Origin of the sequence: Methylomonas koyamae, from assembly GCF_019669905.1 — a bacterium.
Classification (GTDB): Bacteria; Pseudomonadota; Gammaproteobacteria; order Methylococcales; family Methylomonadaceae; genus Methylomonas; species Methylomonas koyamae.
The window spans coordinates 3,549,673-3,574,663 of record NZ_AP019777.1 but is presented as its reverse complement, the minus strand read 5'-3'; the positions used below and the strand labels follow the sequence as shown (position 1 = coordinate 3,574,663).

At 58.0% G+C, this 24,991-nt stretch carries 26 protein-coding genes and 1 tRNA gene; 6 read left to right on the top strand and 21 right to left on the bottom strand.

Going from position 1 to position 24,991, the window contains the following annotated elements; all coding sequences use genetic code 11:
- Positions 1–123 precede the first annotated feature (123 nt).
- The gene (locus tag MKFW12EY_RS16020; protein WP_054762993.1) at positions 124–651 is read left to right on the top strand and encodes an SRPBCC family protein; all 528 of its coding nucleotides are present in this window, start codon (positions 124–126) and stop codon (positions 649–651) included.
- A 159-nt stretch (positions 652–810) separates the two neighbouring features.
- Here the strand turns inward: MKFW12EY_RS16020 and MKFW12EY_RS16015 are convergent, their stop codons facing one another.
- The 4 genes from MKFW12EY_RS16015 to MKFW12EY_RS16000 form a co-directional block, all read right to left on the bottom strand.
- Complete coding sequence (locus tag MKFW12EY_RS16015; RefSeq protein ID WP_054762992.1) at positions 811–1,203, bottom strand: lipocalin-like domain-containing protein; 393 nt, start codon at positions 1,201–1,203, stop codon at positions 811–813.
- 185 nt (positions 1,204–1,388) lie between these two features.
- Positions 1,389–1,964 carry a chemotaxis protein CheD gene (locus MKFW12EY_RS16010; protein ID WP_054762991.1) on the bottom strand — a complete coding sequence of 192 codons (576 nt, stop codon included), beginning with the start codon at positions 1,962–1,964 and terminating at the stop codon, positions 1,389–1,391.
- A gap of 210 nt (positions 1,965–2,174) precedes the next feature.
- Positions 2,175–2,459 (bottom strand): hypothetical protein, encoded by a 285-nt coding sequence (locus MKFW12EY_RS16005; protein ID WP_054762990.1) that lies wholly within the window; start codon positions 2,457–2,459, stop codon positions 2,175–2,177.
- A gap of 93 nt (positions 2,460–2,552) precedes the next feature.
- Positions 2,553–3,332, bottom strand: coding sequence for an MlaA family lipoprotein (locus MKFW12EY_RS16000; protein ID WP_054763001.1), 780 nt, complete (start codon positions 3,330–3,332; stop codon positions 2,553–2,555).
- 180 nt (positions 3,333–3,512) lie between these two features.
- Between MKFW12EY_RS16000 and MKFW12EY_RS15995 the strand changes: the two genes are divergently transcribed.
- A complete protein-coding gene (locus tag MKFW12EY_RS15995; RefSeq protein ID WP_221053359.1) occupies positions 3,513–4,400 on the top strand; it encodes a DMT family transporter in 888 nt (295 codons plus the stop codon).
- On the opposite strand, the gene MKFW12EY_RS15990 is transcribed toward MKFW12EY_RS15995, so the two are convergent.
- Positions 4,378–4,581 (bottom strand): hypothetical protein, encoded by a 204-nt coding sequence (locus MKFW12EY_RS15990; RefSeq protein WP_054762987.1) that lies wholly within the window; start codon positions 4,579–4,581, stop codon positions 4,378–4,380. The genes MKFW12EY_RS15995 and MKFW12EY_RS15990 overlap by 23 nt on opposite strands.
- Before the next feature lie 222 nt (positions 4,582–4,803).
- On the opposite strand from MKFW12EY_RS15990, the gene MKFW12EY_RS15985 reads away from it, so the two are divergent.
- Complete coding sequence (locus tag MKFW12EY_RS15985) at positions 4,804–6,159, top strand: coiled-coil domain-containing protein (protein ID WP_221053358.1); 1,356 nt, start codon at positions 4,804–4,806, stop codon at positions 6,157–6,159.
- Between the two features lie 56 nt (positions 6,160–6,215).
- Here MKFW12EY_RS15985 and MKFW12EY_RS15980 read toward each other — a convergent pair whose 3' ends face one another.
- On the bottom strand, positions 6,216–8,456 hold the full coding sequence (locus tag MKFW12EY_RS15980; RefSeq protein ID WP_245006329.1) for a caspase family protein: 2,241 nt from the start codon (positions 8,454–8,456) through the stop codon (positions 6,216–6,218).
- An 84-nt stretch (positions 8,457–8,540) separates the two neighbouring features.
- On the bottom strand, positions 8,541–9,359 hold the full coding sequence (locus MKFW12EY_RS15975) for an alpha/beta fold hydrolase (protein WP_245006328.1): 819 nt from the start codon (positions 9,357–9,359) through the stop codon (positions 8,541–8,543).
- Positions 9,360–9,464: 105 nt separating this feature from the next.
- Between MKFW12EY_RS15975 and MKFW12EY_RS15970 the strand changes: the two genes are divergently transcribed.
- The 3 genes from MKFW12EY_RS15970 (at position 9,465) to MKFW12EY_RS15960 (ending at position 16,656) form a co-directional block, all read left to right on the top strand.
- Positions 9,465–11,165, top strand: coding sequence for a serine/threonine-protein kinase (locus tag MKFW12EY_RS15970; protein ID WP_221053356.1), 1,701 nt, complete (start codon positions 9,465–9,467; stop codon positions 11,163–11,165).
- A gap of 145 nt (positions 11,166–11,310) precedes the next feature.
- Positions 11,311–12,546: an autotransporter outer membrane beta-barrel domain-containing protein gene (locus MKFW12EY_RS15965; protein ID WP_157770251.1), complete on the top strand. Its 1,236-nt coding sequence runs from the start codon at positions 11,311–11,313 to the stop codon at positions 12,544–12,546.
- Positions 12,547–12,744: 198 nt separating this feature from the next.
- Positions 12,745–16,656, top strand: a complete 3,912-nt coding sequence (locus tag MKFW12EY_RS15960; RefSeq protein WP_221053355.1) for a DUF3683 domain-containing protein — start codon at positions 12,745–12,747, stop codon at positions 16,654–16,656.
- A 173-nt stretch (positions 16,657–16,829) separates the two neighbouring features.
- Here MKFW12EY_RS15960 and MKFW12EY_RS15955 read toward each other — a convergent pair.
- The 14 genes from MKFW12EY_RS15955 to MKFW12EY_RS15890 all read right to left on the bottom strand — a co-directional run bounded on the left by MKFW12EY_RS15955 (position 16,830) and on the right by MKFW12EY_RS15890 (position 24,860).
- Positions 16,830–16,905: transfer RNA gene (locus MKFW12EY_RS15955), tRNA-Gly, on the bottom strand.
- Positions 16,906–17,539: 634 nt separating this feature from the next.
- Positions 17,540–18,010, bottom strand: a complete 471-nt coding sequence (locus tag MKFW12EY_RS15950; RefSeq protein ID WP_054763066.1) for a phage integrase — start codon at positions 18,008–18,010, stop codon at positions 17,540–17,542.
- 69 nt (positions 18,011–18,079) lie between these two features.
- The gene (locus MKFW12EY_RS15945; RefSeq protein WP_054763067.1) at positions 18,080–18,709 is read right to left on the bottom strand and encodes a hypothetical protein; all 630 of its coding nucleotides are present in this window, start codon (positions 18,707–18,709) and stop codon (positions 18,080–18,082) included.
- Positions 18,710–18,771: 62 nt separating this feature from the next.
- Positions 18,772–19,041 (bottom strand): hypothetical protein, encoded by a 270-nt coding sequence (locus tag MKFW12EY_RS15940; RefSeq protein WP_054763068.1) that lies wholly within the window; start codon positions 19,039–19,041, stop codon positions 18,772–18,774.
- A 78-nt stretch (positions 19,042–19,119) separates the two neighbouring features.
- Positions 19,120–19,482, bottom strand: a complete 363-nt coding sequence (locus MKFW12EY_RS15935; RefSeq protein WP_054763069.1) for a hypothetical protein — start codon at positions 19,480–19,482, stop codon at positions 19,120–19,122.
- A gap of 80 nt (positions 19,483–19,562) precedes the next feature.
- Positions 19,563–20,141, bottom strand: a complete 579-nt coding sequence (locus tag MKFW12EY_RS15930) for a tail assembly protein (protein ID WP_054763070.1) — start codon at positions 20,139–20,141, stop codon at positions 19,563–19,565.
- 23 nt (positions 20,142–20,164) lie between these two features.
- Complete coding sequence (locus MKFW12EY_RS15925; protein WP_054763071.1) at positions 20,165–20,470, bottom strand: hypothetical protein; 306 nt, start codon at positions 20,468–20,470, stop codon at positions 20,165–20,167.
- A 69-nt stretch (positions 20,471–20,539) separates the two neighbouring features.
- Positions 20,540–20,896 carry a hypothetical protein gene (locus tag MKFW12EY_RS15920; protein ID WP_157199492.1) on the bottom strand — a complete coding sequence of 119 codons (357 nt, stop codon included), beginning with the start codon at positions 20,894–20,896 and terminating at the stop codon, positions 20,540–20,542.
- Positions 20,893–22,404, bottom strand: a complete 1,512-nt coding sequence (locus tag MKFW12EY_RS15915) for a DUF5906 domain-containing protein (RefSeq protein WP_221053354.1) — start codon at positions 22,402–22,404, stop codon at positions 20,893–20,895. Before MKFW12EY_RS15915 ends, MKFW12EY_RS15920 begins: the two co-directional genes overlap by 4 nt.
- A complete protein-coding gene (locus MKFW12EY_RS15910) occupies positions 22,404–23,270 on the bottom strand; it encodes a toprim domain-containing protein (protein WP_221053353.1) in 867 nt (288 codons plus the stop codon). The genes MKFW12EY_RS15915 and MKFW12EY_RS15910 overlap by 1 nt, the downstream gene beginning before the upstream one ends.
- Before the next feature lie 96 nt (positions 23,271–23,366).
- On the bottom strand, positions 23,367–23,717 hold the full coding sequence (locus MKFW12EY_RS15905; RefSeq protein ID WP_054763074.1) for a hypothetical protein: 351 nt from the start codon (positions 23,715–23,717) through the stop codon (positions 23,367–23,369).
- On the bottom strand, positions 23,714–24,091 hold the full coding sequence (locus MKFW12EY_RS15900) for a DUF7673 family protein (protein WP_221053352.1): 378 nt from the start codon (positions 24,089–24,091) through the stop codon (positions 23,714–23,716). Before MKFW12EY_RS15900 ends, MKFW12EY_RS15905 begins: the two co-directional genes overlap by 4 nt.
- Positions 24,088–24,330 carry a hypothetical protein gene (locus tag MKFW12EY_RS15895; protein ID WP_054763856.1) on the bottom strand — a complete coding sequence of 81 codons (243 nt, stop codon included), beginning with the start codon at positions 24,328–24,330 and terminating at the stop codon, positions 24,088–24,090. Before MKFW12EY_RS15895 ends, MKFW12EY_RS15900 begins: the two co-directional genes overlap by 4 nt.
- 299 nt (positions 24,331–24,629) lie before the next feature.
- A complete protein-coding gene (locus MKFW12EY_RS15890) occupies positions 24,630–24,860 on the bottom strand; it encodes a helix-turn-helix transcriptional regulator (RefSeq protein ID WP_054763857.1) in 231 nt (76 codons plus the stop codon).
- Positions 24,861–24,991: the final 131 nt, after the last annotated feature.

Sequence of the window (24,991 nt, the reverse complement as noted above, 5' to 3'; positions counted from 1 at the left end):
CGCGCGGCGGCCCGGCGGCAGCCAAATTAATGAAAACTGCCCGGCGCATAACAGGCATTCTTCCCAAGGCAGAATGGCCGCCGTTGCCGATAATGCCGGTTTTAACTATTACCGGTATTTAGCATGCGCCAGATCATATACGCCCTCGGACTCACCCTGCTGTGCAGCCAAGCTCAGGCCCACGGCCCCACTCCGCAAAAAGCCAAGGAAAGCGTGACGATTCAAGCCCCGGTCGCCAAGGTCTGGGAGGCGGTAAAAAATTTCGGCGACATCGGCAATTGGCATCCGGATTTGAAGGCGGCCGAGGGCGACGGCAAAAACCAGTCCGGCGGCAGCCGCAAACTGACCTTCCAGAACGGCGAAAGCATCGTCGAAGAGCTCGACTACTACAACGAGGCCGAACACGAATACAGCTATCGGCTGAAAACCGAAAACGTCAAAGCCTTTCCGACCAGCTCCCATACCGTCGACTTGAAAGTCGGCCACGGCGACAGCGCCGACTCCAGCGTCGTCACGCTGAAAAGCCGCTTCTACCGCGGCGACACCGGCAACACGCCGCCCGACAACCTGAACGACGCCGCCGCCGTCGAGGCCATGACCCGGTTTTTCAAAGACGGCTTGAACGGGTTGAAGGGGAAGTTGGAGAAGTAGGGGCTTTTTCGCCTGTTGGCCCGGTTGTGTCGCTGACGCGGCGGCACTCATTTACAGCCGGTTTCACGAAACGCATCCAGGTGTTTCGCCTTAAGGGCTCCGCACGGGAAGAAGCCGGGTAAGGTGGGTTCGACATGTCGCCCGTGCAGATCGCTAAGATTATTTTTTTGTCATAAAGAAATAAATCGACTGGCACTTCAAGACCATTTTGTTGCCGTCTCTGGCAGTGGCGGCACAGGTTTCCATTTTCGAGCGGCCCGGCGCCGCTTGTTTTTTCAACTTGCCGTCTTCGACGCTGTAATTCAATACCGCTTTAAGTTGCTCGATCCGGGCATGGGAGTCGTTTTCTTGGGAAATGCCTTCCATGGTGCCGTCGTTTCTGAAGGTCCATGTCGTGTTCAGGCCACGGGCGCCGCTGCCGTCGGCGTTGACCGACTCTTTTTCGATTTGCCAAGTGCCCAGCAGGTCGGCTTGGGTCAGCGGAATTTCCGCGGCGCCGGCAGCGAATGAAGCGGAGAACAACAGCAAGCCAAGGTGTTTGAGAAAAGGCATAAAATTCCTTTGATTTGATTGTGGGTGAGTCGCGGATTGTATCACGTACGGATAGCAGGGTTATTCCGGCTGCAATAAAGACTATGCCGTTGATAATGCGCCGGTTTACTTGCTATTGCGGCGAGCGCGCGGCGAATTGGCTAGCGGGGTGGTTCGGATGAGCTTGCGATTATCGCCAAAACCGGCTAGGCCAGGCTGCCGGCAAATAGCCGCTGCGAATATTGCTGTTCCCGGATCAGGATGGTTTCGTTTTTGATGTCTTTCAGTTTTTTGACCAGCACTTTGCCGGATTCGGGAAAGAAGGAGACCTTGCGTGGATAAATGTCCAGCATGTCGGCGGCGACAACCGGTATGCCGCGTTCGGCCAAGTAATTGCGTAGGAACTGTGCGCTGCGGGCGCCGACGTTGTCGCGCTGCAATCCGTTCAGAATATTGCCGCCGCCGAATAGTTTGGCTTCCAACTGGTGCGGTTCCGCACCAAAGTCGAGCAAGTGGTCGATGAATTTGTCCATCGCCGCCTTGGCTTGGTGTTCCAAACGCGCATTGACCGGCCGGCCTTCGTTGGTGTTAGCGACCATGAAATGGTTCATGCCGCCGATGCCCTTGTTGCGGTCGCGGATGCAGGCGGTGACGCAAGAGCCGAGCACGGTAACGATGACCGAGTCGGCCGCGGCGACGCAGTATTCGCCAGGGGCGATTTTCTGAGCGCGGGTGCGCCAGTAAGGGTCGAAATAGGTTTCGGAGCGCTGCTTCAGGTACATGGCTCAATGGATTCGGTTGGGCAAACTGTAAAGATAACAAACAAAAATCGAGCCAATCTCCAGTAACGGTAGCGGTACAAATGGTTGGCCTTGCCGGCCGGCACTCGGCAACCGGAGTGTAAAGCGGATCGACAGGCGCAGAGGTTCGACGAGTCTCCGGTGCTCGACCGGTTGCAGGCCGGACGTGCTATGTTGGCCGGGAACGGGTCGTCATTTGCCCGGTAAAGTGTCGTCGGCTGCGACCCTACATTGCTCAGGCTTGCCGTTTGCGAACGCCGCCGTAATACTCACCGGTTCGGTCAAGCCTTTCATTAACAGCAGGTAGGCCTGGCCGTCGATGCAGACTTTATTCAGGGTCCAGGTTCTGATCTGGCTCTGGATATCGATGCGTTCGATGCCGATCCGCTCCAGCGGCAACGAACGGATGTCCGGCGGCATTGCGGCGGCATGGGTCCCGATGAGGCTCAATAACGCGGTGAATATCGGTTTTTTCATGGCAGGTCGCTCTGGTTGTCGCTCGATGATCGACCGGGCAAGCTTTGCCGGATGGCGCGTTTGCCCGGATCAAGCCTGCGGCCGATGTGCCGGTTAATACGGATTGACCGGCGACAGTTTTTCCTCGGTTTCGTCGAGATGCAAGATGTCGTCGTCGGTGACGTTGCCGTCGTTGACCAAATAGTTGCGCTGCGAAAAATAGGCGCCGCGGAAAAATCCGTAGCGGTCGACGGCGGCTTCGCTGGCGATTTTTTCGGTTTCCAGATTGTCGGCACGCAAATCGGCGGCGTTGAGGCCGCCCAAGCCGCCGGAGATCGCCTGCGATAGTACCGACGAGTTGGTGAACAGTCCGGTATAGCTGATCGGGTTGGCGGCGGTATCGCCGATCAAGCCGACGACGCCGCGCGGCGAACTCGGCCCCAGCAGCGGCAATACCAAATACGGTCCGGTCGGGACGCCCCAATAGCCCAGGGTTTGGTCGAAATCTTCGTGGTGTTTGGGCAAGTCGATGCTGCTGGCCGGATCGAACCAACCGGCCACGCCTGCGGTGGTATTGACCAAAAAGCGGGCGGCGTCCATGCCGGCTTGCTGGAATTTACCCTGCAGCGCATCGTTGATGAACACGCGGATGTCGGCGACGTTACTGAAAAAATTGCTGATGCCGGCATCGACGAAGTCCGGCGTAATCCAGCGGTAGCCGCGCGCCACCGGTTTCATCACGTAGTCGTCGACACGGTCGTTGAAGGTTTGCACCGGCCGGTTCCAGTTTTCCCACGGGTCGCGCGGGTCGGATGCCGGAATGCCGGCGCAGCCGGCCAAAACGGCCACGGCGGCGGCGACAGTAGCCAGGGTAGGGATTGTTCCGTTTCGCATAGAGCGTGCTCCAGAAGCCAACGACTGAAACGGCAAGGTTAACGTATTCGCGGGGTATTTGTCTTGCCGCATGCGCTCATCGCCGTGGGCGACGTGTCCGGCGGTATTTCGATTGCGGCACGTTTTCGGTTGCGTAGCGGTGCGGCACAATAATGCCTTTTCCAACAACCGATCATCCTTATGGCTTTTGCCGATGCTTTGCGCTTGCTGCTTCTGTCTGCAATCTGGGGCGGGTCCTTTCTGTTGATGCGGATTGCCGCGCCGATTTTGGGGCTGGCCTATGTCGCGGAGGGCCGGGTGTTGTCGGCGTCGTTATTTCTGTTCGTGCTGGCCTTGTTCAGGAAACGGTCGGGCGGATTGTTGCGGAACTGGCGTTATTTGCTGACGATGGGGTTTTTCAACGTCGCGTTGCCGTTCAGTTTGTTCGCCTATGCGGCGGCAACGCTGTCGACTTCGCAACTGTCGGTGTTGAACGCGACTGCGCCGATTTGGGCTTATGCGATCGGTTTGGCGCTCGGACTTGAGCGGCTCGATTTTAAAAGGCTGTGCGGCATGGTAACTGCGTTCTGCGGCGTCGTGCTGTTGTTTTGGGGGGTGCTGGCCGCGAGTCCGGACCAATTTTTGCTGCCGGTAATCGGTTCGCTGTCCGCCGCATTTTCGTACGGCATTGCGACGAATTATGCCAAGGCCAACGCCAGATTAGCACCGTTCGAGACCGCTCACGGCAGCCTGTGGGCGGCGTCGCTGCTTTTGTTGCCGATGTTGTTTCTGTGGCCGGTAAAGCAGGTGCCGACGGCAGAGTCGTTAATCGCCGTGGTCGGTTTGGGTATCGTCTGCACCGGCGTCGCCTTTCCGCTCTATTACCGGTTGATCCGCGATATCGGCGCTTCTTCGGCATTGACCGTCACGTTTTTAAATCCGGTATTCGCGACCTTGTGGGGTGCGCTGTATCTAGCCGAAGCGGTCACGCCGCAGCAACTGCTTGGCATGGCGGTGATCTTGGCCGGAACGGCGCTGTCGACCGGTTTTCGGGTTGGCGATCTTGTCAGGCGGCGCAAACCGGCTTAGCGGCAGCCGCGGCGGACTCCAGCCGGCGTGGCCGCTCCGGTCTTTGCCGTGGGCGGTACCACTCTTTGAAATCCGCCGGCGGTTCGAGCAACGGTGCGCTGACGCAGAAGCGTAACGCGCCGTCGGTAGCCAGATAAGGTACGGTGCGGTTGCGGGAAATTGCGTTGGGTACGTGTTTCATGTCGGTTCCTGTTGGCGATCCTGCCGCTAGTCTGGCCGCCCAGCGCTTAACAGCGGCTTAATCCGGCGCTGCGGCTGCCCGATACCGCCGGCCGGCGGACGCCGATAATCCGTAATACAATCAAGCTGGTATACTGCACCGTTCCGATCCGGAGCGGTTCCAGGCCGCTCGGTGCCGGGCGCGGGTCTTCATTATAAAAACTACATTTAGCCGGGATTTTCTATGGACGCATATTTACCGATGATTCAAAGCATATTATTGGATTGGTACCAATTAACCGTTGCCAATCCGGAATATGCCGGAGCCGTGGCCATTGCGGTATGGTTGCTGACTTCGATTTTTTACAGTATCCGTATTTACTTTTTGAAAAAAGCCAACGCCGCTCTGGTGAAAATGCGTCTCGGCTTGCAGGCCGACCTGGAAGCGGCGCAGCAGCAAGTGCAAAGCAGCCAAGCCGAATTGGCCGCCAGCGTCCAGCAATTGGCCGAAGTGCAAACCGCCGCCGAAGCATCCGCGCAACGCGCCGCCGGTTTGGAAGAACAAGTCGTGGCCGGCAACCGGCAACTGATCGACAGCATCAAGGCTTTGGCCAACAAGTTCGAATTGACCGAGCCGAGCCTGCCTGCGGCTAACTCGGCCGACAACGGCGAACTGTGGAACCGGTATGCGGCGATTAGCGAGCAGGCGGTCGAACGTTTCCAAGCCGAGCAAAAAGGCAAGACCGATCTGCAATTGTCGCTGTGGGCGGAAAGCGCGAAGCTGGCCGAAAAGGACGCCTTGCTGGAGCCGCTGCAACGTAAGGTGGAAGAACAAACCGCGCAGGTCGCTAAATTGGAACTGGCGCTGGAAGAGCAAAAAATTCTATTCGAACGCCAGCAAGCCAATGCCGAGAAAGCGCTGGCCGCAACCGTCAACCGCTACCAAACCGAATTCGCGGAGCAGGTCAAGCCGGCGGACAACGCGGCTGTCTCAATTGCTCCCGCGCCAGTACCCAGACCCGAACCGGTGGACGAGCCAAAACCCAGCGTGATCGAAGCGGCCAGCGCTCCCGCGCCGGCAGTGGTAAAACCGGCAGCGGTCGAGCCTGCGGCTGCGCGGGCTCCGGTTCCCCCTGCCGCAGCCCCGGTCGAAACCGTCGCCGCTAACGATATTGCCGCTACGGCCAAGCATTCGTCGGTGGATAAGGCCGTCGAGAAGAGCGGCGGCTTCGGTAAGTTCAAACAGCTACTGAACAACACGATGCAGCAAATGGCCAAACTGGACCAGAAGCTGGGTACCCAAACTACGGTGGAGGTGGCCGAAGCCGTCGAAGAAGCGGCCGCGCCGGCCGCGGAACCGATTATCGAAGCCGCGCCGCCAGCGCCGGTTGCGGTTGCCGAACCGGTGGCAGAGCCGGCTGCGCCGGCAAAAGCTAGTAAATTGAAAAGCCTGTTCGGCAAAAGCAAACCGGCCGCGGAAGCGCAACCCGCTCCGGTCGCGGCTCCCGAGCCGGAGCCTGTGCCAACGCCGGAGCCGGCGCCAATCCCGGCCGCGGCCAAGCAAGACAAGCTGAAAGATTTATTTTCGAAATGGAAATAAGCGTTTAAAACATCCGTTCCGGCCGGGCTTTAGTGGCCCGGCCCGCTTCGGCGGGATCAAACCTCCGGTACGAAAAAGAACGGGCTACCTTCATGCCCGGCATGTTGTAACGGCGCATATTGCGGTTTTTGTTCGAAGCCGCCGCGCGCCGCCGACGCCTGCACCTGATTCGCCACGTCTCTGAAAATATCGTAATCCTCGATAATGCGTTTGTTGCTGCGCAACACCTTCAAAAACGCATTGGCAAACACCGAATGCTCGCCGCCGCCCTGGTCCATAACCGGTTTGACTCCGCCCGAGGTCAACACGGTGCGGGCCTTGCGGCTGTTCATCGCTTTCAACCAACGCTCGCGTTTGGCGTCGTCCATGCCCTCGGGCAATTTGGCCACCGCGGACCCGGTCAAGGCGCCGGAATAACAGGAATCGGCCACCACCATGATGTGCTTGGCCGGCATGATGCTCAAAAACTCGGTGATGCTTTGGCTGGAAATCCAGTTGGCGCTGTTGCCGGTTTCGGAATCGACCGGCAGCCAATAGGCGGTTTGGCTGCGCTTGTCGATTTCGCCGTGGCCGGCGTAATAAATCAGCACATTGTCCTGCTCGGTCAATTTTTGGTTCAGCTCGTTCAGCGCCGACATGATCGCGTGGCGGTTGGCGTTCAGCAGCAGTTTGGTTTTAAAGCCGTAACGCTCGCGTAACAGTAGTTCCAGACTCTTGGCGTCGGCCATCGGCGTTTTCAGCGCCGGGTAGGCGCCGTAGTCGTTGTTGCCGATGATGATGGCGTAAAACTTGCCGAACTGGATATCGCCGCTGCGTTTCAGATCGCCGCCGCTGCCGTTGCCGCTCGGAAACGGTTCGGCCGCAATCCCGCTGCTGGCTGCCAGCAGGCGCAGACTGAGGTCGCTGCGTTGGTTGCGCTTGTCGGTCGCGCTGATACGGACCACCGTCTCGTCGCCCTGCAGGCTGACGTCGGTTTCGAAGCGGCCGTTGGCGTCGACTTTGACCGGTTTGTCGTTCAGCAACAAGCGGCTGAGGCCGGTGCTGGCGTCGATTTTGCCGATGATGCGTTTGCTGCTTTCGCCGACGGCGAATTGGATGCTGGGGATGCCGCGGGTGACGGTCACGGCCGGTTCGATCAACTCGATGTTCGGCCCGGCGCCGGAAGCCAGCAGCGTACTGCGCGATTGTTCCAGTTTTTCTTTCAGCGCGGCGATTTCCTTGGCTTGCTGTTGCAATGCTTGTTTGCGACTGTCGATCTGGCTACGGTCGAGTTTGTCGGGCGAAGTCAGCCAAGCGGTCAATTCGGCCGATTGTTTTTGGAAAGTCTCGATTTTTTCGTTCAGCCGGCTTTCCAGTTCGTTGGCCTTGCTATCAAGGGCTTTGGCGGCGGGAGCCTCTTGGCGGGCTGTTTCCAGCTCGCGCTTCATGCGTTGCCGCTCCTGACTCAAGGTTTGGGTCAACGTGCCGAGTTTGGCCTGTTGTTCTTTGAGTTGCGACTCTTTTTCGCGCAATTGTTTTTCCAGCATTTCGATGTCGCTGGAATTGCCCGGCGCGGTGGATTTTTGTTGCTGCAGCTTGTTGCGCAAGGCTTCCAATTCGCTTTGGGCCTTACGCAGGCTTTCCTGTTGGTCCAGAGTTTGTTGGCGGGTGTTTTGCAATTGCTCGCGCAGTTGTTCGGCTTCGCGGCGCGATTCGGCGACTTCGCCGCGCAGCGTCTCCAGTTCCTGGGCATTGACCGCCGGGGCGAATTGGATGCCGGCGTCTTCCAGGCCGGCCGATTTGCGGTACCAACGCAACGCGGCTTCCTTGTCCTGGGCGACGCCGAGGCCTTTTTCGTAGAGATGGCCCAGGTTCAATTGCGCCTGGGCATTGCCTTGCTGGGCGGCTTTTTCGTACCACTGTGCGGCGGCCTTGTAGTCGGCTTGCGTACCCAGACCTTTCTCGAAAATTTCGCCGACGGTCAATTGCGCCGAGGCGTCGCCTTCCTGGGCTTTCGGCAGCCAGATGTTCAAGGCGCTGGCGTAATTGGCACGGTCGTAGGCGACATATTCGCCGCCGCGGACTTCGCAATCCGCCGCGGTGGTGCGAATCGGTCGGCGGGCGCTGAGATAGGTCATTTGCGAGCCGAGTTTGCGTACCTGGCCGGGCAGCAGGCAATCGACCACAAACAGTTTATTGGTATCGGCTACGATGTAGCCTTCGGTGGCCTTGGCCATTTCTTCTTGGCTGACGTCGCGGGCGCAAGCCGCCATGAGTATGCTGCCGATCGCCAGAGCGAGCGTACGATTTTGATACATCTTCTGAGCCATAACGAGCCGCCTTTTTGCTGTGAAGGGTTAGGCCGGCAACGATAGCAGAAAACCGCCGGGCCGCAATAGCGCTTATCTCACGCTGTGCAAGCGCTGCAATATTTCCGGCCAGATCGCCTGCCAGCCGCGGCTGTGGTCGGCATCGACCCGAATCACGCCGGCGTGCGGGCGGGCGCTTAAAGCCGGTTCGAACAATGCCGGCGGGATGATCGGGTCGCGCTCGCCGAGCAAGTGCCACTCCGGCACCCGGCCCGGCGGCCGTAACGCCGGATTGAGCGAGCCTTGCAGCGGCTGGTAGCCGTGGTAAGCGGTCCAGCGCTCGATGTCGTAGTTGCCGGCCAAGGTCACGACGGCAGCGGTTTGCGGCAATCTTTCCGCCAGCAGCAGGGCCAGCGTGCCGCCGCCGCTGTGGCCGATCAATACCAGTTCGCGGTAACCGTTCCGCTCGATAAAGCGTTGTAACGCCTGTGCCATGCTGGCGACGACGTTTTCGCCGTAGCGGCTGCCGGTCCACAGTTCCGGGGTGCAACCGGGGTCTTCGGCGTGGCCGTTATAGCAAGGCCGGCCCAAATACAGGCTGGGCGCCGGATCGGCGGCCATCAACGGCAATATCACCGAGTCCCGCGTGGTCGGCTCGGCGGCGGGAATCACGCCGCGCTCCCACGGCCGGCCGTCGCCTTCCAAGTAAACGTGTAGCCGTGCTGCGGCCGGGGCCGGCTGATTGAGGAAGCCGCGCATCATATAACCGCCGCCGCTGAGGTCCAGCCCGACGAAACCGAAGTCACTAGCTTGTTGATGCAGTTTGGCGACCGGGGAAACGCAGCCCGGCAGCATTGGCGCCAGCGTCAGCCATACCAGTAACGAATACCGATGGGCACGTGGTTTCAGCATATTTGCGCGCTGCCTTGGCCGGAATCGGGCGGTTGTCCGTAGCGGCGGCGACACAAAACCAGGTCTTCGGCTAAAATCCTTGGACAATTTGGTTTTGGATTGATCATGGCAGCATTTGATAGCGCATTAAACGCGTTCCGGCAATCGCAAATTTCATTCGACGAGTTATTGGCGGCGGCCCGCGCTGCCGGCGGGCAATCGGCCGCGGAAGTGGCGGCAGCGTTGCAACATTTGGAGGCGGCATACCGTGGCGGCGGCTTGGCGGCCGAGCGCTATTTCGCGTTGCAGGCGGCCTTGCAGGACCAAACCCGTTTGGCGGTTGCGCCGGTTTCACCGCTATCGGCGGGCGGCGACGACGAAACGTTACTGGCGCCGCGGCCCGCGTCGGCCGACGAGGCGACAGAGGTCGTGCCAGGGCCTTCGGCGGCCCCGATTGCAGCCGAGCCGACCTCGCTGCAAACCCAGGCGCCGACCATGACCACCGAATCCCTGTTACAAGGTTTGGACCCGAGCCAACCGCAAGCGGAGCTGACGGTCGGCTGTACCTTGAAAAACCGCTTTGTGCTGGAGGAACTGCTCGGCGTCGGCGGTATGGGCATGGTGTTCAAGGCTACCGACTTGCGCAAAGTCGAGGCAGCGGATAAAGACCCGTTCGTGGCTTTGAAAGTGTTGAACCAGGATTTTCAGTTCAATCCGATGGCGCTGGTCGGGCTGCAACGCGAAACCAAGCGGGCGCAAACCCTTTCCCACCCCAATATCATCAAAGTTTACGACTTCGACCGGGACGGCGGCTACGTCTTCATGTCGATGGAATATCTACAAGGCCGGCCGTTGAGCCATTTGATCCGCGACCACGCCGAAACCGGTCTGCCGTTCAAAAAAGCCTGGCCTATCATCCATGCCATGGCCGAAGCCCTGGGGCATGCGCATAGCAAAAATATCGTCCATTCCGATTTCAAACCCGGCAATGTTTTCGTCAGCGACGACGGCGAAATCCGAGTGCTGGATTTCGGCATTGCCTGCGCCATCGGCCGCGGCGAGAAAGACGGCCACGACGCGACTGTGTTCAATGCCCGCGATTTGGGGGCGATGACGCCAGCCTACGCCAGTCTGGAGCAATTGCAGCACAGCGCGCCGGATCCGCGCGACGATATCTATGCATTGGCTTGTATCGCCTACGAGTTGTTATCCGGTAAGCATCCGTTCGGCCGCTTGTCCGCCGAAAAAGCCAGGGAACTGAATTTGCAGCCGAAGCCGATTCCGAAATTGTCGCGCCGGCAGTGGAAGGGCTTGCAAAAAGGTCTGGCGTTCAAGCAGGAAAACCGCAGCGCCAGTATCGACGAATTCGTCGCGTCTATCGGCCCGCGTTCGTCGGTGTATTACGGCCTGTGGGCCAGCGCCTTGATTATCGTTTGTTCGATCGGCGTCAACGTCTATTGGACGTTGACCGAGAAGACGGCAGTGGCCGAACCGCCCAAGGTGGTGCCGAGCCTGACCGCGGAACAACTGCAAAAGATCAAGGACCTGTTGGAACTGGCCGAGATTCATTTCGACGTGGGCTATTTGACTGCGCCGACCGGTAGCAACGCCTTTTGGGCTTACCAGGAGGTGTTGAAGATCGATCCGTACAATAAAGCGGCGATTGCCGGTTTGAACAAGATCGCCGATACCCTGGAACAACAAGCCTGGGAGTTTTACGAAAAGAGCGACCGTTCCGAAGCCCTGAAGAGAGTTCAGGAGGGCTTGGAGGTCAACCCGGCGCATAAAGGCCTGCTGAGTTTGCAGGAAAAACTTCGGTTCAATTGAATGGCGGCGGCCGGATTATGTTGATAGATTGAGTTGTGAATTTTGGTTATTTGTCTGATTTTGCTGGGTAATTGCTTGGTAGCAATTTTGCGGTAGCGCCGGCTACAGTGTTAAGATGTGTGTTATGAATTCATTGGAGAATATTATGCGTTATTCGATTTCGAAAGCGGAAGCTGCAGTTCCGCTTGGGCCGGCGGTAAAGCGGCATTTGCCGATTGCGGCCGGAATGGCTGTGTTGGCTTTGTCTTCGGTTCAAGCCAACGGGGCGCCCGCGCCGCTGAATAATCTGAATCCTAATCAACGATCGGTGGATGCGGCAATCGGTTCGTGTTCGTCGTATTACTCGGATTTGGAAAGCGATTCACCGGCGGTTTGCCAAGCCAGTTTTTCCGACATCCAGAGCCTGACGCCGGATCAAGTCCTGGGTCTGGGCAACTCGATCACGCGGTTGGACGGCGGCCGTAATCCGGTGCCTTACGACTATTACAGCAACAATCAAACCTCGAGATTAGGCGCTGGCAGCGGCGACGCCGATTTTCCGCCGTTGAATTTTTGGACCAAGGTCGATAGCGGCTTCGGTGCGTACGACAATACCGGGCTTAACGTGGCCGGTTTTAAATACGACAACCATAATTTCATGGCCGGCGTCGATTACCGGATTAGTGACAGTTGGGTCAGCGGCGCAGTCTTCAACTACCGCCATAGTAACGCCGCGTTCAACGCCGGCCGCGGCGAAACGTTGGGCGATAGTTATACCGGTATGCTGTATACCTCTTACTTCGTGACCGAGGCCTTTCATTTAGATGCAACGGCTTCGTATGGCGGCCATGAATTCGAAACCACCCGTAATATCACGTTGGGCGGCGTATCGTCGGTGGCCAAAGCCAAGCCGAATGCTGACCAATATTCGTTCAGTTGGGGTGGCGGCTACGACTGGCACCATAAGGCGTTGAGCATTGCGCCTTATGCGCGGGGCGAATATACCGCTTTGAACATCGACGGCTACGCCGAATCCGGGAGTGTCGCCGCGGTTCGATTCGGTAAGCAGAATATCGAATCGCTGATTTCCACGGTGGGCGTGCAAACCGCTTACACCTTCAGTTTTCCGTGGGGCGTTTTAATTCCGCAATTGCGCGGCGAGTGGCACCACCAATTTCTTGACGGTCGGCGCAGCGTGACCGGCAGTTTTATTGCGGACGGTAGCGGCTCCACCTTTAGTTTGGTCAACGACGCCCCGACTCGGGATTACTACACCTTCGGCGCCGAAGTATCCACGGTGTTGCCGGGCGGCGTCTCGGCCTTCCTGGCTTACGAGACATTGCAAAGTTATCGGCATGTGGAAAGTAACCGTTTGATGCTGGGCGGCCGTTTGGAATTTTAAAGTCGCCGCTACCGGGACGATCGGGCGCCGGCGAACGGCGCACCGGTTGTCCGGTGGCAACGGTTAGGCCGCATTATCGAGTGGTGGCGGCCGATAAACCCCAGATATTCCGCGGTTTGCGCGGCGATTTTTCGGTCGGCCCGGTTGGGTGCCGTGTTAAAATTCGGTGGATTCTGACTTTCCGTTCGCCGAAATCCTGTGGCTTCTCCATTATTTCCCGCTTCGCTTGATTCAACCCCCGCCCGCGTGCGGGAAATTCCCTACAACTACACCTCGTTCTCCGACCGCGAAATTGTGATTCGCCTGTTGGGCGAAGACATGTGGGCGATCCTGGATGTGTTGCGCGAGGAGCGGGTCACCGGGCGCTCAGCGCGGATGCTTTACGAAGTGTTGGGCGACATCTGGGCGGTGCGGCGCAATCCCTATCTGGAAGACGACCTGCTCGATAACGCTAAGCGCCGCCGAGCCTTGTTGCAAGCTTTACGCCACCGTTTGCGGCAAATGGAAGCCAGGCACGCCGAAGCCGAAAACCAAAATGCCGACCGCGCCGAACGCGTCGCCAAATTAATCCTCGCCGCGCATCGGGCCGTAGACGAATTCGAAGCTCATTTCGAACGTACCGCCCAATTGCGGCGCAGTGTCATGACGCTGTTGTCGCAGTACACCCGTAAAGACAATATCAGCTTCGACGGCTTCGCCCGGGTCAGCCATGTCACCGACGCCACCGACTGGCGGGTGGAATATCCCTTCGTCGTGCTGTATCCCTGTTCGGAAGACGAAGTCGGCCATCTGGTACGCGGCTGTATCGATCTGGGTTTGACCATCATTCCGCGCGGCGGCGGTACCGGTTACACCGGCGGTGCGGTACCGCTGCATGCCTACTCGGCGGTGATCAACACCGAAAAATTGCTGGCGATGGGCCAGGTGGATCGTCAGACTTTGTTGCCCGGCGTCGATAAATCCTACGCTACGATCCACACCGGCGCCGGCGTCGTCACCCGGCGGGTGATGGATGCGGCCGAGCAGGCCGGTTTGGTATTCGCCTGCGATCCGACCTCGGCCGATGCCTCTTGCATCGGCGGCAATATCGCGATGAACGCCGGCGGCAAGAAAGCGGTGCTGTGGGGCACCGCGCTGGACAATCTAGCCTCCTGGCGCATGGTGACGCCGGACGGCAACTGGCTGGAAATCGAACGGTTGCAGCATAATCTGGGCAAGATCCACGAGCAGGAAACCGCTAAATTTGTGTTGAAGCGTTTCGACGCCAGCGGCAAGCAGTTGCTGGGCGAAGAAGATTTGGAAATTTCCGGCAGTTTTTTCCGCAAAACCGGGTTGGGCAAGGACGTCACCGACAAGTTTTTGGGCGGTTTGCCCGGCGTGCAGAAAGAAGGTTGCGATGGCATCATCACCTCGGCACGCTGGATTTTGCACGAAATGCCGCCGGTGACCCGCACCTTTTGTCTGGAGTTTTTCGGCCAGGTGCGCGAAGCGGTGCCGGCCATCGTCGAGATTCGAGATTATTTGGAGAGCTTGCCGAAAGACGGCGCGCAACGGGTGATGTTGGCCGGCTTGGAGCATCTGGACGAACGCTACGTCAAGGCGGTCGGCTACGCCACCAAGGCCAAGCGCCACGGCCGGCCGAAGATGGTATTGATCGGCGATATTGTTGGCGACGACGAGAACCAGGTGGCGCTGGCCGCTTCGGAAGTGGTGCGTTTGTGCAATGCGCGCGGGGCGGAAGGTTTTATCGCCGTGTCGGCCGAGACCCGCAAAAAGTTCTGGCTGGACCGGGCCCGGACCGCGGCAATCGCCAAACACACCAACGCCTTCAAGATCAACGAAGACGTGGTGATTCCGTTACCGCGCATGGGCGATTATTGCGACGGCATCGAGCGCATCAATATCGAATTGTCGATTCGTAACAAGTTGCGCCTATGCTCGGCTTTGGCGGAATTCTTCAGTGGCGAATTGCCGTTGCGCGCTTACGAGGACGGCGTCAATCGCCAAGAACTGCTCGGCGAGCGACAGGGTCAGGCGTTGGAGACCGTCGCGGCGGTGCAGGCGCGCTGGGCCTGGCTTTACGATAATCTCGATTTGCCGTTGGCGCAGGCCGAGCCGCAGTTCGCCAACTACGGCGTTCTGGCAGGCGAACTGACCAATCGCGCTGCGCAACCAACCTTGTTTCATCGTTTGCAGGATTACTCGATACGAGTGTCCTGGAAGCTGGAGCTATTGCCGCGTTTGCAGGAAATCTTCGAAGGGGACAATTTCCGGCCCATTATCGAGCGTATCGAAGCGGTACATAAGGAAATCCTGCGCGGCCGGGTGTTCGTGGCCTTGCACATGCATGCCGGCGACGGCAATGTGCATACCAATCTGCCGGTCAATTCCGACCATTATGAAATGCTGCAGGAAGCCAATGCGGCGGTGGCGCGGATTATGGAATTGGCGCGGGCCTTGGGTGGGGCGATTTCCGGCGAGCACGGTATCGGCATCACCAAATACGAGTTCCTCAGCGAGGCCGAACTGGCCGATTTTCACGCCTATAAAAACCGGATCGATCCGGAAGGCCGTTTCAATCGCGGCAAACTGATGCCCGGCGCCGATTTACGCTCGGCCTATACCACTTCGTTCAGTCTGATGGGCTATGAGTCGCTGATCATGCAACAAAGCGATATCGGCGCGATTTCGGAATCGGTGAAAGACTGCCTGCGCTGCGGCAAATGCAAACCCGTCTGCGCTACCCATGTGCCGCCGGCGAATTTGCTGTATTCGCCGCGCAACAAGATTCTGGCGACGTCGTTATTGATCGAGGCCTTTTTGTACGAGGAGCAAACCCGGCGCGGTATTTCGATTACCCACTGGAAAGAGTTCGAGGATGTCGCCGACCATTGCACGGTGTGCCATAAGTGTTTCAATCCGTGTCCGGTCGATATCGACTTCGGCGACGTATCGATGAATATGCGCAATTTGCTGCGCAAAATGGGCAAACAGAGCTTCAACCCGGCCAAAACCATGGCGCTGGCCTTTTTGACCGCGTCCAAGCCGGGTAACGTCAAAGCCATGCGCAAGGCGATGATCGACTGGACCTACAAGGCGCAACGCATCGGCAATCGCTTTTTGAAACATTGGGGCAGGGCGCAGATTGCGCAGCCGCCGGCGACGGTCGGTAAGCCGCCGATGCGGGAGCAGGTGATTCATTTCATGAACCGGAAAATGCCTGGAGAATTGCCGAACAAGACTGCACGGGCGCTGTTGGATATCGAGGATAACCAAATCGTGCCGATTATCCGCAACCACCAGAAGACCAAAGCCGATTCCGAAGCGGTGTTTTATTTTCCGGGGTGCGGTTCCGAGCGCTTGTTTTCCCAAGTCGGTCTGGCGACTCAGGCGATGCTGTACGAGATCGGGGTGCAAACGGTATTGCCGCCGGGCTATTTGTGCTGCGGTTATCCGCAGCGGGCAGGCGGCCAATTCGACAAGGCGCAGAAAATAACCACCGATAACCGGGTATTGTTTCACCGGGTGGCGAACACCTTGAATTATCTGGACATCAAGACTGTCGTGGTCAGTTGCGGTACCTGCCAGGACCAGTTGCAGGATTACGAATTCGACAAGATTTTCCCAGGCTGCCGCTTGATCGACATTCACGAATATTTGTTGGAAAAAGGCGTGAAATTGGATGGCGTGAATGGCGCGCGCTATTTGTACCACGATCCTTGCCACAGTCCATTCAAACAGCAGGACGGCGTTAAAGTGGTAAACCAATTGCTTGGCGCACCGGTTAGCAAGTCGGAGCGTTGCTGCGGCGAATCGGGGACGCTGGCGGTGGCGCGGCCGGATATTTCGACGCAGATCCGGTTTCGAAAAGCCGAGGAGCTACAAAAGGATGCCGCCAAATTGCGCGGTGACGGTTACGCCGGCCCGGTAAAAATGCTGACCTCGTGCCCGTCCTGCATGCAGGGTTTGCAACGTTTTCAGGACGAAGTGGAAACGCTGGAAGTCGATTACATCGTCGTCGAAATCGCCAAACACGTGCTGGGCGAAAACTGGATGCCGGAATATGTCGAGCAGGTGACCCAGGGCGGCGTCGAGCGGGTGTTGGTATGACGGTGATGTGTCGTGCTCGCTGCGCTGCAGCGAGCACGACCTGACATTGGGTTCGGATACGAGGCGGCTGTTTTATTGGCGCCGCTTTCTCCCGGTAGACCGCCAAGTTTGAGCGGGAGAGGAAATCTGTCGGGCATAAAAAAGCCGCGAATATCGCGGCTTTTTTATTAATTTGGAGCGGGAAACGAGACTCGAACTCGCGACCCCGACCTTGGCAAGGTCGTGCTCTACCAACTGAGCTATTCCCGCATATTTGTATGGTGCGACCACTACCGCAAAAACCTCTGCAAGTAGCGTCTTTTCTGGTTTTTGCAGGTTTCGATTTTTTGGGTTACCCCAAAAGTTACCCCTGCTACCTCCGAAAGAGCGGCTATTTTCACATAAAACAGTCGCAAAAGGCAAGGGGGCTCTGAATGCAAAATAAACGCCAATTTTCGCCAATTGCTTTGCAATCAATTCCAGCATTTTCGCGGCCTTCAGCCCGTCTTGCTGCACGCATCGAAATTTCGCCAAAAAATGGAATCGATAATTCACGTCGTATCTATCAATGAGTTACCGTAAATCGACCGGTTTTTAGGTTTGCCGTTTCGGTGTGTTCAATTGCAGAAAGTGAGAATGATCGTCACTTTGTGAAGTTTGCAAATCGGGTAAAGGTGGGCCGCTTTGGTATCTGAAAGCCGCGGTTTTCGTGGCTTTCCGGCAATTTATCCCGGTTCAAGCCCTGCAAAACGAAATTCACATGCAAATTTTTGTGCAAAAACCGCGCAGGTGAGGAGGAGTGAATTTGGGCCCGGGCGGCGGCGATTTCGACCGCTATACCGGTACCGGGACGCGAACGGCACGACCGACCACCTCCCCGTAGCTAGGAGGAGGTTTCCGGCCGTTACAGTTCGATCAGTTCCAGGTCGCAGACCGGCGAGGTGTAATCGATCTCCCGCAGATTGCGCAAGCGGTTGAACATGGCGATCAAGCCATGGTGCGCCTGGTTGAATGAGCGCAATCCGGCGGTATCCGCCTGGCGGGTTTTTGCGTAACGGTAGGCCAAGAACTGATCGCGCGACAGCCGGCTGGCCACCGGGTTTTTCAACTCGGCCGCGATCGCCAGCAGCTCGCGGCGCTGGCGTTTGCCGTCGACCAAGTGCGCACCGTGGCGGACGAACCATAGCTCGATCAGTTCCGACAGCAGGCGGCCGTCGCCGGACGATCCCGCGGCGGCGCGGTGCTTCTCCAAATAACTGCGCTCGAACACGATGGCGGCATCTTTCGACAGAAAGCCGCTCCGGCGGATGCGGGGTATCCCTTTGCGCTGGACTTGTACATGCCAAATCCCGTTTTCGTCTTGATGAATGGCCATCCTTAATCCCTCCGGTGATAGGCTGACAACGAAAAGGCAAGCCGGCGCGATCCCGGCTTGCCAATGCGATTAAGCCGCCTGCTCGATAATCTCCTCGATCGCGATTCGCGCCCGCGACGGCTCGACCATAAACAGCCAGGCTTCGGTCTCGTCGGCGAACACGGCTTTGCACAATTCTTCGCCGATGATCCGATAGGCCAATTGGGCTTGTTCGGATTTCTCTTGACCCGTATACGGATGCCTTTCCAAGTGCTGCGCGGCGACCGCCAAGGCGAATAGTTTCAAATGTGCCTCGCCGGTGGCGACACCCGCGGCCAGCGCCCGTTGTTTAACGCCTGCGGCGGCGTCGGTTAAATGCCGCCCCAACCTTCCGGCCAAAATCCTCGCATGGTCGACCAGCATTTGCAGCGCGTTGTTCTGCGCTTCGAACACTGCGCTTGCCGCTTCGCATTCCAGCTCCTTGTCGGCAATCGAGCGCTTCAGCGCGATATAGTCGGCGCTGGTCATATCGCCGTTGGCCAAGGCATTACTGGCCTGCGCCAGGCGTTGATTTAAGGCGGCCAGTTCCGCTTCCAGGTCGTGTTGGCGTTGTCTGAGCGTTGCCACTTCTCGACGCTTGTTGGCTTCGTCGGCTTGGGCCGCTTGCAGCTCGGTTTTCTTGGCCAGAAAGGCCTGTTCGGCAATCGATGAAGAATTCATGTCATGTACTCCAAATTAATGAATCAAGCGCTGCGCGGTGTCTGCCGCGCAACGGATAAGGGTTAAACCAAATGTTCGTGGCTATCGGTTAAGGCTCTGAGGGCGTATTCCGTCAAATCGGCCGTCTGTTTGAACAGCTCGATCTGTTGCACCTCCGGATGGAGGTCGCCGAACATAAACAGCGCGCCTTTCACGTCGTCCAGATCCCGGCGGATCGCGTCGGCTTCGTCGCGCGACATTTTCCGAGTGAACTTGATATTTTTCATGCAGGCGGACAGCTTTTGGACTGTCTCGCTGAGGTATTGCTTTTGCGTGGCGCTTAAGTGGTTCATGGTGATTTCCTGGTATTGGGTTAAAAATGCCGGCGCTGTCGCGGCCGGCGTGGCCTCCTCAAGCCCCTGTCTCTGACGTTAAAACGACAGATATCCGTTCAACGCATCCGGAACGGCGTCTATGGTCTCGTCGACCGGCCTTGCACCCAGTTCGGTACGCAGATCGGCATTCAGCGACCAGATCAGCCAACCCTGATTGCGGCGACCGTCGCTGGTGCTCTTGGCGGCATAGCCCAGCGGGTCCGGATTCTTGGTGTAATAGCCCTCGAGGTTCAGCTCGTTGACGATCGACACCAAGTTGTCGGACACGAATTGCCGCAACGTGTTGGTGATCTTCGGCCGCGGGTAGACGATGACCCGAGCGCGGTTGAATTCCGCTTCCAAGCCCTGCGCGCGTAGCTGGGTCAGCGGTGAATTAACGGGTAATGCGGTTAAAGCCATGTTCGTTCTCCAAAATAATCGTTAAAAAACCGGTTACAGCCGGAACTGCTCCTCAAACCCAATTGGTAGTGCGGCCAAACTTAAACAGGCACATCCTCGACCCAGTAATCGGACGACAGGATGATGCAACCCACGTCCGGCACGTCGCCGACCAAGATCGGGTGCGGATGGCCGGCCGCGGTCAGATTGACGACGCCGTCGGCGATGAATGACGGCTTGCTGTCCGGCCGTTCCTGTTGTGGTGCTGTGGTATTGCGTTTCTTGCTGGTTAACATATTGGCCACCGCGGTAAACGCCATGGATATCGCGATATTAAGCAGGCCGGCGATCATCATTGCCGCCACTTCACCAACGGCAATACCGACAGTCGCAAACGCCGCGACAACCATAGGCGCCATGATTTCTCCGCTGGCAACCGGCATGATCCAAAGCTCTTCATCAGCCCAAGGATCGTTGGCGTTTTGCGGGTCAAGGCGGCGACAAAGTTCGGTGTTGTTTTTATCGATCAGGATCGCCGCGTAGTTTCCGGCATCGCATTCGGACAGAAAGCCGTCGCGTTGCACGTCGATCGCGCGTAGGGCTTCGGCCGGGGTTTTCACGTCAAGTCGCCACTCCGCTTTGTATTTCTGCAGCTCGCCGAACAATCGAATTGTTTTCATGAGATTCTCCGTAAATCGGTTTATCAAGCGCCTGGCGCCGGAATGCCGGCAAACCGTTGGCCGTTTAAGTGTTCCGGAATGGCGCCGGCCGGCGGCTCGCGGTCGGCGATGGCTACCGGTGTCGGTGGCTCCCACAACAACACGTTGTTGACGCTCTTCATGTTGTGTTCGACCGCCAGCGCTTGGGTAATCGCCGGTAAGTTGGTAGTAACGAACAAAGCCAGCGCCTTTTTGACCTTGTGCCGCGGCCAAACCCGCACTCGGCCTTGGTGTAAATCGGCGTCGAAGCCTTGCCGGCGAAGTTCCGCCAAAGGGTTAAATTCAGTCATGTTCAAATCCTCGTCAGTGGTTGGTTTCCTCCTCAAGCCCTGGCCAGTCCAACGGGATTGCTTAGTCGATCAGTGCGGCACCTCCCCGGCGCCGGGTGCGGTCGCCAAAAACGGGAAGGAACGGCGGAAAACGCCGACGAAATAAATAAAAAGAAAAAATGCGATTTTTGCCATCCCAACTGTACCACCACCCCTCAAGCCCACGGCTGGCGCGGCTTCCAGGTGGGGTACAGTTGCCAAAATAGGTGGTACAGCGATTAAATAACTGTTGCCGCTTTCCTTTTTTCCCGCTGATTTCGGGTTAGTTGGTATCGATATGGTATAGATAGATAAATAATTGCTATACCACTTAACATATTGAAATACAGTGGGTTTTTCTTGGTGGTACAGTTGGGGCAGCAAGAACGCCGGTTTGCAGAATTTCATTGGTCAAGCTCCTCGACCGGGATATCCAGCAATAAAGCGAACCGCTGTACCAATTCAGACCGTTCCGGCAGATCGTAATACTTGCCGCCGCCGCGATCGGAGCGGCCGTGTACTTGAATACCCAGCTTGGCCATCATGCGTCCGGTTAAATTGGCGGCTGCCGCCTTGGAGACTTTCTCGCCTTCCTCGGCGCTCCAACTGACAAAGTCGTCGACCAGTTCCGTCGCCCGAATCCTGGGCCGGCCCCCGAACGGTTCCGCCTTGGCGATCTGGTGATAGAAAAACTGGTTCACGCCGCTCAGGTTGCCCAGCTTTTCGGCGATCAGCGCCGCGGTTTGCGGGCAGCGGTACGGGTCGAAGTCGGCGATGTCGACGATCAGCAGATAGTTCAGCAGCTTGGCCGGGCCGTCTTGATTGATCCAATGCCACAGCCGGCGGAAGTAACCGGGATCTTGGGCAAAGCCGTCCGACGGTTCCAACACCAGATAGCGGCGTTCGCGGATGCCGGCGCTCAAAACTCTGGCGTGGTTGCTGGCGAAGATCAGCCGGCAATAGTTCGGCAAAGGCTCGATCTCCAGGCCTTTGCGTTCCAGGTTGACGGTGGTTTCGGAAATGATGCCTTTCAGGCGGTCGGCGACGTGCTTGTCGGTCAAGTCCACCTCGTCGGCGAAGATCAATAGCCGATTGGCGACCAAGCCGTTGAAGCGGCCGGCGATCGCATAAGCGCCGTTGGTCTTGTTGCCGTGCGAACCCAAGATCCGCAACAAAGGTTCCGCCATGGTGCCTTTGCCGGTGCCTTCGACAGATTTAAGGACCACGGCCACGCTGGGCTTGATGTCCGGCTTTTGGAACAGGTGCGCCATCCAACCCACCAGATAACGAAACGATGGCTCGTGGCCGGCGCAAATCACGTAGCGCAAATGGTCCAGATATGGCTTGACGTCGCCGGCCATCGGCTTTACCTGCAAGCCGCGGTAAAAGTTAAGCGCGTCGGCCGGGCATTTTTTCGGATCGGGGAAAAAGCCGGTGCCGCCGAGCTTGATGTTCTTACCCGGCCATTCCAGCCACGCCTGGCCCTGATTCTTGCGTTTGCCGCGGCCGTGGCCGTCGCTCATGCCTATCAACGGCGCATGCATGAACTTTTTCTTGAATTCCGCCGGCGCCTCGAAAGTCAGTACGTTGCCCTGTACCTGGCAATAGCGTTGGCCGATCACCAGGTTTTTGCCGCCGACCAAGGTATGGCAATAGTCGCGGTTCATCCGTTTCAGAATCGCGATGTCGTCCGGGCTCAATTGCGTGCCGTCCGGCAGCGCGGTGAGCAGGTCCGCATCCTCCTCGAATGGATCGACTGCCGCTGCCAAATTGGGCGCCGTTTTAGCGCCTTTCGTTGGCGTTTGCGGCACCTGCACCGTACCTTTGTACGGGGCAGATGGCTCGATTGCCGGCAGTTCGCCCTGTTCGGCCAGGTTATCGAACAGGTCTTGCCTCAAGTCGTCGGCGGCGTCCATCAGACCGAGCCTCCCGCCGCAATCACGTCGTTCCAGTCGGTGTCCGGTTGCGCGGGTATCAGGTATTTACCCTTAACCGCCAGCGCGGCCTTTTTCGCCGCTATCTGGCCGACGCCGCTGGCGTCGTTATCGCCGGCAATGACGATCTCGGCCGCCGGATACAAACGCCTGGCCACCAGGGCCACGGGTTCCAAGTTGCCGGCATCGGCCGCGACCAACACGGCCACGCCCAAGGCCTCGTGCAGACTGGCGCCGGTGGCCCAGCCTTCGCAAATCAACAAGCGCTCGGCGCCGGCAGGTTCGCCGATCGGGGAAAAACAGCCTTTCTTGCGGCCGCCGGCCATAAAACGCTTTTGGCCGTTGCCCTCGATGAATTGCAGATTCACCAACTGGCGGGTGTCGTCGTAAAACGGCAAGATCAGCGCGCCGCGGCCGGTACGGATGCCGTAAGGCTTGACCGATTTGCGCTTCAAGTAAGGGTGTTGCCGGGTCTCGAACACCGGTTTGGCGTTCTGCCAGATCAAACGCGCTTTGTCAGCGGTTTCCTGTTGGCGTTGCCAGCGCTCGCGTTGGCGGCGTTTACGCTCGGCTTCGATTTGCCGGCGCATTGCTAACGACAACGGCTTGGCAGCGGCGCTACCGAAGCGCCACGTCACTTTCAAGCCTTGCGGGAAGTGTTCGAAGTAGCCGGCCGAATGGCCGTCCACATGCAGGATATAGGCGCCGTTCTGGGTGCCGCTCCGGTCGCCTGCCACGTAGACGCGGTGCAATACGCCGTCGGCGATCAGGGGTTCGTTGACGACCATCCCGGCCGCCGCCATATCGGCGCGAAACTGATCGATAATCGTTTGGACATCGTTTGTCATTGTCTGCTTCCTTGCCGGTACGCGGCCGCGGGCGGTCTCCGGGCGGAGAACGGCCACGGCCGGCGCAAAACCGGCAGCTAAAAGTTGCCGGTCGGCTTATGCCGCGTCAGTTGGGTTGCCGCGCTCGTCGGCCGCTTGCACGAATGCCACCTGCTTTTGATAAAACAGGTCGCTCAGTTCGTCGCAAATGTCCTTCAAGCGCTCCACACTGGGGTCAATCAGATAGCACAGCTCCGACAGCGTAATGTTGTTGTGCTCGTTTTGGCCGTTCAGCAGGCCGGAGAGGCAACGCAATTTGCTCAACTCGGTCAGGAAGTCTTCAACCTGGTCCTGCCAGTAACTGATTCGCTCGGCGGAGTCGGGCACCATGGCAACGGTGCCGGCCGGTTTGATGCTGGCCAATGGCGATGAGGTAACCGCGGATTTTTTGACGGATTGCGCGCTCATGCTGCACCGCCTTGCGCCCAGCGCTCGAAACGGTCGCCGCCGTCGTCCAAATATTGGTGGACCTCCTTAGCGGTCGCCCTGGCGTCCAGGGTAAGCACCAAAAGGCAGTCGTCGAACAGGGTTTTGTCCAAGCCTCTGAGGCGGACCAGGTTGAACGGGAAGCGGTAACCGTTATACAAGCCAAGGAGGAAACTGCGCACGGTGTTGGCTTGGCCGCTGTCGCGCTCGGCCACGTCGGCCAGGCGCAGCAACGCCGGAATGCCGGCCGCGGTGGCGGCTTGGCGCTCGGTGTCCAGTTCGGCTATTTGCTGGAAAAAATCGTTAAGCGGTTGAGTGCCGGCCGGAGAACTTGAATTGACGGTATTCGCGCTCATTTTGCACCTCCGACAACGCCGCCATGCTGTTCGATCAAGTCAAGCATGAAGGTTTTTTGCTCGTCGGTAACGCCGAATTCTAAGCCGTGTTGGTTGTAGATCTCCCAGTGGCCGGTATAGCCTTTGCGGATCTCGATCAGCGGCTGAAACGGCTTTTTCAGGCCGAAGTGTTTTTGGGTTAACGAAATGAGTTGTTTCTTGGTGATTGGGCGGATTTTGCCCGTAGTTGGGGTATTCATACGGTTACTCCATAACTGAGGATTTAACCGCCGCCAACACTTTCTCAGGGCATTGGGCGACGGCACGAAGTGGGACTGAGAAAAACCGGGTTATGGGTCCGGCCAGCGCCGAACGCTGCCCAAATCGTGCCGCCAAAACAGAATAAGTCGGCACAAGGCCGCGTTGAATGGCAGGCATAAAAAAGCCGCTATAGGCTGCGGCGACTTTTCGCCATAACTAAAACCAGGTTTCTCAGGCCAGGTGCTGGATCTTCCAGCGTTTGAAAGAATAGCGCTGCAACTTTGACTCGTCAACAAATTCATGCTTCACCGCCTACACTTTCCAGCAAGCCCATGATGTCGGCACGCTTCCAAACGGTGATGCGTTCGCTGAGTTTAACCGGCTTGGGATACTTGCCTTCTTTGACGCCGTTCCACCACGTGGTGCGGCTGACCGGAATCAACGGCTCGATGCCGCGTTTCCGATCGCCGACGATGTCCCAGACTCGTAAATAACCGACCGCCGGTTGCGGCGTGTTTGCTTCTGACATTGCTTAACAGGCTGGTGAAAAACCCACTGATATTTCCCCTTACCCACGGTTTCCGTGATTTTTTCGTGTTGAAATCGGTCATGACATCGAGTTTCAACCGTTTTGCCCCTGTTTCAAGGGCTTTTTATTCG